This window comes from Nioella sediminis (assembly GCF_001879695.1).
GTDB classification, from domain to species: Bacteria; Pseudomonadota; Alphaproteobacteria; order Rhodobacterales; family Rhodobacteraceae; genus Nioella; species Nioella sediminis.
Genome location: NZ_MNBL01000046.1, coordinates 1 through 6,792 on the forward strand (window position 1 = coordinate 1; position 6,792 = coordinate 6,792).

At 61.9% G+C, this 6,792-nt stretch carries 9 protein-coding genes and 1 pseudogene; 7 read left to right on the forward strand and 3 right to left on the reverse strand.

Annotation, left to right across the window (positions count from 1 at the left end):
* From BKY26_RS07140 to BKY26_RS07150, 3 genes and pseudogenes are all read right to left on the reverse strand, one after another.
* Window positions 1–186 (reverse strand): annotated as a pseudogene (locus BKY26_RS07140) (YeeE/YedE family protein); the annotation flags it as partial.
* A gap of 35 nt (window positions 187–221) precedes the next feature.
* Complete coding sequence (locus BKY26_RS07145; RefSeq protein ID WP_071689713.1) at window positions 222–569, reverse strand: ArsR/SmtB family transcription factor; 348 nt, start codon at window positions 567–569, stop codon at window positions 222–224.
* Between the two features lie 216 nt (window positions 570–785).
* On the reverse strand, window positions 786–1,175 hold the full coding sequence (locus BKY26_RS07150; protein WP_227434962.1) for a thioredoxin fold domain-containing protein: 390 nt from the start codon (window positions 1,173–1,175) through the stop codon (window positions 786–788).
* 69 nt (window positions 1,176–1,244) lie between these two features.
* Between BKY26_RS07150 and BKY26_RS07155 the strand changes: the two genes are divergently transcribed.
* The 7 genes from BKY26_RS07155 to soxB all read left to right on the forward strand — a co-directional run bounded on the left by BKY26_RS07155 (window position 1,245) and on the right by soxB (window position 6,665).
* Window positions 1,245–1,982, forward strand: coding sequence for a cytochrome c biogenesis CcdA family protein (locus BKY26_RS07155; protein WP_071689714.1), 738 nt, complete (start codon window positions 1,245–1,247; stop codon window positions 1,980–1,982).
* 22 nt (window positions 1,983–2,004) lie between these two features.
* The gene (locus BKY26_RS07160) at window positions 2,005–2,580 is read left to right on the forward strand and encodes a thioredoxin family protein (RefSeq protein WP_071689715.1); all 576 of its coding nucleotides are present in this window, start codon (window positions 2,005–2,007) and stop codon (window positions 2,578–2,580) included.
* Between the two features lie 106 nt (window positions 2,581–2,686).
* A complete protein-coding gene (soxX, locus tag BKY26_RS07165; RefSeq protein WP_071689716.1) occupies window positions 2,687–3,145 on the forward strand; it encodes a sulfur oxidation c-type cytochrome SoxX in 459 nt (152 codons plus the stop codon).
* 62 nt (window positions 3,146–3,207) lie between these two features.
* Entirely contained in the window at window positions 3,208–3,630 is a 423-nt protein-coding gene (soxY, locus tag BKY26_RS07170) for a thiosulfate oxidation carrier protein SoxY (RefSeq protein ID WP_071689717.1), read from the forward strand.
* A gap of 24 nt (window positions 3,631–3,654) precedes the next feature.
* Window positions 3,655–3,978: a thiosulfate oxidation carrier complex protein SoxZ gene (gene soxZ / locus BKY26_RS07175; RefSeq protein WP_071689718.1), complete on the forward strand. Its 324-nt coding sequence runs from the start codon at window positions 3,655–3,657 to the stop codon at window positions 3,976–3,978.
* Between the two features lie 68 nt (window positions 3,979–4,046).
* The gene (soxA, locus tag BKY26_RS07180) at window positions 4,047–4,868 is read left to right on the forward strand and encodes a sulfur oxidation c-type cytochrome SoxA (protein ID WP_245764436.1); all 822 of its coding nucleotides are present in this window, start codon (window positions 4,047–4,049) and stop codon (window positions 4,866–4,868) included.
* Window positions 4,869–4,967: 99 nt separating this feature from the next.
* Window positions 4,968–6,665 (forward strand): thiosulfohydrolase SoxB, encoded by a 1,698-nt coding sequence (gene soxB / locus BKY26_RS07185; protein WP_071689720.1) that lies wholly within the window; start codon window positions 4,968–4,970, stop codon window positions 6,663–6,665.
* Window positions 6,666–6,792 lie beyond the last annotated feature (127 nt).

The window sequence follows — 6,792 nt, forward strand, 5'->3', positions numbered from 1 at the left end:
GGTGCCCAGGATCGCCACGCCGAGCGCAATGCCCCACATGCGCAAGCGGTTGTCGTTGCCGCCATAGCTGGCATCCTCGATCGCGGCGAGCGAGCAGAACCGGCCGATCCGGGAGGCGAGGCCAAGAATCATACCCGTCGCGAGCCCGATCAGGGCCGCAAGTCCGGCGTCGGAAATCTCTGGCATCAGGCGTCCTCCCAAACGCACCGGGCCACCGTCGGTCAGGCCTCGGGCATCTCGGGATTACAGAACATATCGTAGACGAGTTCAAGAATTCTGATCGCGCGCTCATCGCAGAGACGATACCAGATCACTTTCCCGTCGCGCCGGGTCGTAACAAGACCTTCCAGCCGCAGACGGGCCAGTTGCTGCGACACCGCCGCCTGACGCGCGGCCAGCAGCTGTTCCAGCTCGGTCACGGATTTTTCACCGGTGGCAAGGTGGCACAGGATCATCAGGCGGCCTTCATGACTGACAGCCTTGAGCAACTGGGCAGCTTCGGTTGCGTTGTTGGCAAGCCGCTCCATCTCGTCGCCCTCAAGGTCCGCTAGCCGCGCCGGTAGACCCATTTTCCCACGCCCCTTGCATAATTGTCGGGTCGACTGCGCCTTTTGGCGCAATTGTGGGGCATATGGACCGATCAGGGTGGAATAGTCCAGCGTTTACGAAGGTTTCCCGTGTGGTTTCAGTCCGTTTGGCAAGTCTCGTCCTGGTTCCAAAGCCGCGTCTCTCTGACGTCCGAGCGGAACCCCGGCCCGGCGGGGGGCAAGAGAGGGCCATGGTCCTCACGGGGACGAGACCGCGTTGCGATGCTCGGACAGCCGACGTGACAGCAGGTCCATATGCATCCAGAACAGTTCATCCCCGACATAGCCTTCGGCGCGGGCGATTTCCTGCCCGTCCTCGACCAGAACGAAGGTGGGGGTGAAGACTACGCGGCTGGCGAAGGTCAGGTCGTCGGGCAGGTCATGCAGATCCACGACGTGCAGCGGGGCGGTTTCGGCGAATTCGGTCAGAGGATAGATCTCGCCCACATCCGTGTGCCAGCGGCGGCAGTAGACGCAGCCATCCTGTTCGACCATCACGAGGGCGGTATCCGCAGCCACAGTGCTGGCCAGGCCAAGCGCTGCGACACAGGCCGCGACAAGAAGTTTGGCATTCATCGGCATACCCATGATTGACGCCTTTCACATATAATGTATTTTGAATGTGTGAATATGGCAAGTGCAGGGGAGGGCAGGCGCATGTTCGACATCAGCTTTGGCGGCGCGGCGCTTGCGGGACTTCTGTCGTTCCTGTCGCCCTGTATCCTGCCCATTGTGCCCTTCTACCTGTCCTATCTCGCGGGGATGAGCGCCGATGACCTGGCCGCAGCCCGCGACAGCCGTGGTGCGAGCAGGCAGGCGATTTTACCCGCAATTGCCTTCAGCCTTGGCATCCTGACCATCTTCATGGCGCTCGGTATGGCCGCGTCCAGTTTCGGGCAGGCGGTGCGCGATGCGATGCCGGTGCTGCGCTGGATCGCGGCGGCGATCATTCTGGCCATGGGGCTGCATTTCCTTGGCGTGGTCAAGATCCCGATTCTCTACCGCCAGCTGCGCGCCGACAACCAGATCGACCGCGGCAAGGGCATCGTCGGGGCCTATGTGATCGGGCTGGCCTTCGCCTTCGGCTGGACACCCTGCGTAGGCCCGGTTCTGGCCGCGATCCTGTTCACAGCGGCGGATGCGGGCACCGCCACGAAGGGCGCGCTGCTGCTGATGGTCTACGGGCTCGGCATGACACTGCCGTTCATCGTGGCCGCCGCGTTTGTCGGGCCGTTCATGCGCTGGATGGGGCGGTTTCGCCGGCACATGGGCAAGGTGGAAAAGGGAATGGGCGTCTTGCTGATCGTCTTTGCCGTGCTGATCGCAACGGATTCGATCAATGTCGTGGCGCAATGGATGATCGACTATGGCCCGGACTGGACGGGCATCGGATGACCATGATCGGGAGGAACGCACCATGAAACAGCTACTTTCGGGGCTTGCCGGGCTCGTTCTCGGCGTGGCCACGGCACTTCCGGCACTCGCCGAACTGGACGATAACGGCCTTCATGTGGAGACCTGGATCGAGGAAACCTTCCTCGACCTGCGCGAGGATCTGGGTGACGCCAATGCCAACGGCCAGCGTCTGTTGATCCTCTTTGAACAACGCGGATGCATCTACTGCAACGAGATGCATGAAAACGTGTTCTCGCGCGAGGATATCGCCGCGATGCTGGATGAGGATTTCTTCGTGGTCCGGCTGAATCTGCATGGCAGCCTTGAAGTCACCGACTTCGACGGAGAGGCGATGAGCGAGCGCGACATCGCCCGCCGGTGGGGCATTCTGTTCACGCCGACGCTAATGTTCATGCCCGAAGAGGTGCCCGAGGACCAGACCGCCGTACAGGCCAGCGTGGCGACGATGCCGGGGGCATTTGGCGGGTGGACGACGTTCAATCTGCTCCATTGGGTACAGGAGCACGGCTATGACGGCGACGAGGGATTCCAGCGCTATCATGCGAGAAGACTTACAGAAATGGGGATCATCGAGTGATGGTGACGGGCAAGATTCCTGCGCTACAAATTCATAAATGCGAATTTAATGTTGCAAGGAATCGTCCCCGCGCCCTATTGTGGACGGAAGAATACAAACGGGAGGAATGGACGTGAAACTTACAGCTCTTGCAGCTGGCGTGCTTATGGTCGCCGCTCCGGCGTTCGCGGACGAGGTTGCGCATGCTGACGTCGTGTTCGGCGAATACGGAGAGGTCGAGGCTTCGTTGACCGGTGTGCCGGGCGATGCTGCGGCCGGACGCGAGGTCTTCATCAATCGCCGCCTTGGCAATTGCCTGGCCTGTCACGAGAACAGCGATATGGCGGATCAGCCGTTCCATGGCGAAGTAGGACCGATGCTGGACGGTGTCGGAGACCGCTGGTCCGAGGCGGATCTGCGCGGGATCATCGTGAACTCGAAAAACGTGTTCCCTGACACGATCATGCCAGCCTTCTACGTGAGCGAAGGCTTCATCAATGTACGCGAAGATTTGACCGGTCAGTCGATCCTGACGGCGCAGCAGGTGGAAGACGTGGTCGCCTACCTGATGACGCTTCAGGACTGACAGTCGGCTTTATAGTCGGCTTTATAGTCGGCTTTATACGAGACACTCAGGAGGAGATGAAAATGAACCTGACGCGCAGACAAGCGCTGATCACGGCGCTCAGCGCCGCAGCTGTGGCGGGCATCCTGCCGCGCTCGGCCTCGGCCCAGTCTTTGGAAGACGCGATGGCGGCCTTCACCGGCGGCGCGGAGGCATCCGAAGGCGGGATCATCATCACCGCGCCGGAAATCGCGGAAAACGGCAACACCGTGCCGGTTGAAGTGGAAGCCGAAGGCGCCGCGCGCATCACCATCTTTGCCGCCGGCAACCCGAATCCGGGTGTCGTGACCTTCGCCTTCGGCCCGCTGGCCGCGGTGTCGCGGGCCTCGACGCGTATCCGTCTTGCGGAAACCCAGGATGTGGTGGTCGTGGCCGAGATGGCCGACGGCAGCTACCAGATGGCCGCGCAAGAAGTCAAAGTCACCATCGGCGGCTGCGGCGGCTGAGCGAAAGAAGGAGGAGTAAGACCCATGGAAGGTGTTCGCCCCCGCGTTCGAGTCGACAGTGCCACCGAGGCCGGTGCCGTTGTCGAAGTCAAAACCCTGATCAGCCACCCGATGGAATCGGGCCTTCGCCGTGATGGCGATGGCAACCTGATCCCGCGCCAGATCATCAACCGCTTCACCGCCGAATATAACGGTGAAATGGTGATCGACGTCACGCTGGAACCGGCTATCTCGACCAACCCCTATTTCGAGTTCGATGCCACCGTGCCCGAACCCGGCACGTTTACCTTCACCTGGTATGACGATGATGGGGATGTCTACACATCCACCAACGACCAGAGCTTCTGATCGCTGGCATCCAGGAAACGAGAATAACAGGGAGGATCAAGATGCCAGGAAACGCACGCAGAGCCACGATGGCCGTACTGCTGGCCGGGACCGTTATGGTGGCCCCGGCTCTCGGTGACGAAAGCGCCGAGCTGGTGATCGACGGACAGGTGTTCGTCACCCGCACCGAAGCGCCGGAGCACATGGAATATGTCCCCGAGATCATCTCGGGTTGGGTATTCCGGTCGGACGAGACTCAAGCCGTCCAGATGGATGACTTCGACAATCCGGGCATGCTCTATGTGGATGAGGGGCTGGATCTGTGGACCCAGGTGGATGGCGAGGCAGGGGAATCCTGCGCGTCCTGCCACGGCGACGCAGAAAGCATGGCCGGCGTTCGCACGCAGATGCCGCATGTGAACGAGGACGGCGAGCTGTGGGCGATGGAGGACTACGTCAACAACTGCCGGACAGAGCGCATGGAGGCGGAAGCCTGGGGCTGGGAAAGCGGCCCGATGCTGGCGATGACGACCATGATCTCGTATCAGTCGCGCGGCCTGCCGATGAATGTGCAGATCGACGGCGAAGCACAGGAATACTGGGAACAGGGCCGGGATCTCTACTACACCCGCTTTGGCCAGCTGAACCTGTCCTGCGCCAATTGCCACGAAGACAATTACGGCAACATGCTGCGGGCCGACCACCTGTCTCAGGGTCAGTTGAACGGCTTCCCCGTCTACCGCCTGAAATGGGCCGGTGTCGGGTCCATTCACCGCCGTTTGCGGGGCTGCATCACCGATACGCGCGCCGAAACTTTCGGCCGTGGCTCGGATGAGTTGACCGCGCTGGAACTCTACGTCTCTTCGCGTGGTAACGGTTTGTCGGTCGAGGCTCCCTCGGTCCGCAACTGACATCAAGAAGACCCGCTAAGGGCCTGAAAACATGACAAGACCCTCCGACCTTTGGTTGGGGGGATCAATAGACACATGCTTGCAAAACGGAACTGACGCATGATTTCCCGCCGCGAATTTCTCCAGGCTTCGGTTGCAGCTTCTGCCATTTTGGGGGCCTCTGGCACCGGACGGTGGGGCCGCCTGGCCGCGCAACAGCGCCTGATGACCCAGGATGACCTGCTGAACATGGAGGCCGTGGGCAATGTCACGCTGATCCATATCACCGACATCCATGCGCAGTTGAAACCGATCTATTTCCGCGAACCCCAGATCAATCTGGGCGTGGGCGAAGTGAACGGCTTGCCGCCCCACGTGACTGGCGCGGATTTCCTCGACCTCTATAATATCCAGCCCGGCAGCCCCGAAGCCTATGCGCTGACCTATGGCGATTTCGAGGCGCTGGCCGCGCAATATGGGCGTCTTGGCGGGCTCGACCGGGCCGCGACCGTGATCAACCATATCCGGTCCGAACGCCCCGGCGCGCTGCTGCTGGACGGCGGCGACACATGGCAAGGCAGCCTGACCGCGCTGCGCACCAATGGCGGCGACATGGTCCGCGCCATGAACGCGCTTGGCGTCGATGCCATGACCTCGCATTGGGAATTCACCCTGGGCATCGACCGGGTGACCGAGATCGTCGAGAACGAGCTGAACTTCCCGTTCCTGGGCGCCAATATCTTCGATTCCATGTGGGACGAACCGGCCTATGAGCCCTACCGCATGTTCGAACAGAACGGCGTCAATATCGCCGTGATCGGGCAGGCCTTCCCCTACATGCCGATCGCGAACCCCGGCTGGATGTTCCCCGACCTGTCCTTCGGTATCCGCGAAGCACGCGTGGCCGAGATGGTCGAGGAGGTGCGCGGGGCAGGGGCCGAGGTCGTGGTGCTGCTGTCGCATAACGGCTTTGACGTGGACCGCAAACTGGCCAGCCGGGTGCCCGGCATCGACGTAATCCTGACCGGCCACACCCATGACGCACTGCCCGAACCGGTGATCGTCGGCAATACGCTTGTCATCGCCACCGGCAGCCACGGCAAATTCGTCAGCCGCCTTGACCTTGATGTGCGCGATGGCGGCGTTCAGGGCTATGGCTATCGCCTGATCCCGATCTTCTCGGACGTGATCACGCCCGATGCGGATATGGCCGCGCTGATCGACGCCGAACGCGCGCCCTACGAGGCGGAACTGGGCGAGGTTCTGGGCCAGACCGCCAATACGCTCTACCGGCGCGGCAATTTCAACGGCACCTGGGACGATCTGCTGTGCCAGGCCATGCTGGAAGAACGCGACGCCGATATCGCGCTGTCGCCCGGCTTCCGGTGGGGCACCAGCGTGCCCGCGGGGCAGGACATCACCAAGGAAGATCTCTTCAGCGCCACGGCGATGAGCTACCCGAACTGCTACCGCACGGAAATGACCGGCGAATTCCTGCATGTGATCATGGAGGACGTGGCCGACAACCTGTTCAACACCGATCCCTATTATCAGCAGGGCGGCGACATGGTGCGCGTGGGTGGCATGGGCTACCGCATCGACATCAGCCAGCCTCAGGGCAGCCGCATCAGCGACATGACCCTGCTGCGTACCGGTGAACTGATCGACCCCGCCACGACCTACACGGTCGCCGGATGGGCCAGCGTCAACGAAGGCACCGAAGGCCCGCCGATCTGGGAGGTGGCCGAGGCCTATATCCGCCGCATGGGCACCGTGGACATTCCGCCCAACCAGTCCGTGATCGTGACCGGAGGCTGAGCAAAGAGATGAGCAAGACACCAATGACAGACGAAGCTGAGCGGAGGACGGACATGACCGACAGCCCCCACAAGAACGGCACCACCCGCCGGGGGTTCCTTGCAGGAACCGCCGTGGCCGGGGCGGC

What these genes read in the sequence shown, in the direction of transcription:
- BKY26_RS07155 (WP_071689714.1), top strand. Translation starts at nt 1,245, where the DNA reads ATGTTCGACATCAGCTTTGGCGGCGCGGCGCTTGCGGGACTTCTGTCG.
- soxZ (WP_071689718.1), top strand. Translation starts at nt 3,655, where the DNA reads ATGGAAGGTGTTCGCCCCCGCGTTCGAGTCGACAGTGCCACCGAGGCC.
- soxX (WP_071689716.1), top strand. Translation starts at nt 2,687, where the DNA reads ATGGACGTGAAACTTACAGCTCTTGCAGCTGGCGTGCTTATGGTCGCC.
- BKY26_RS07160 (WP_071689715.1), top strand. Translation starts at nt 2,005, where the DNA reads ATGAAACAGCTACTTTCGGGGCTTGCCGGGCTCGTTCTCGGCGTGGCC.
- soxY (WP_071689717.1), top strand. Translation starts at nt 3,208, where the DNA reads ATGAACCTGACGCGCAGACAAGCGCTGATCACGGCGCTCAGCGCCGCA.
- soxB (WP_071689720.1), top strand. Translation starts at nt 4,968, where the DNA reads ATGATTTCCCGCCGCGAATTTCTCCAGGCTTCGGTTGCAGCTTCTGCC.
- soxA (WP_245764436.1), top strand. Translation starts at nt 4,047, where the DNA reads ATGGCCGTACTGCTGGCCGGGACCGTTATGGTGGCCCCGGCTCTCGGT.
- BKY26_RS07145 (WP_071689713.1), bottom strand. Translation starts at nt 569, where the DNA reads ATGGGTCTACCGGCGCGGCTAGCGGACCTTGAGGGCGACGAGATGGAG.
- BKY26_RS07150 (WP_227434962.1), bottom strand. Translation starts at nt 1,175, where the DNA reads ATGGGTATGCCGATGAATGCCAAACTTCTTGTCGCGGCCTGTGTCGCA.